Genomic DNA, 202 nt, shown 5'->3' on the forward strand with positions numbered 1-202 from the left:
TTGCTGTAGCTAATGACGCCGCTGAAGATGCGCTGACGCAGCCGGCCCGGCTGGACTGCATAGGCCAACTCGGCAGGTTGCTGCACATCCCACAGGCACAGATCGGCGGGGGGCCCCACCCCGATCCSCCCCCCGGCCCGTCTCTTTTAMACAWCTGACGCCGCCGRCGACGCCCCCCCAGGGGCGAAATTGGCGGGGGGGC

At 69.2% G+C, this 202-nt stretch carries 1 pseudogene; it reads right to left on the reverse strand.

Annotated features, from left to right (window positions below):
• Positions 1–131: pseudogene (locus ACQ4LH_RS21320) on the reverse strand (imidazolonepropionase); the annotation flags it as partial.
• Between the last annotated feature and the right edge of the window lie 71 nt (positions 132–202).

The sequence above is a fragment of the Pseudomonas peli genome, from assembly GCF_050563605.1.
GTDB lineage: Bacteria > Pseudomonadota > Gammaproteobacteria > Pseudomonadales > Pseudomonadaceae > Aquipseudomonas > Aquipseudomonas peli_A.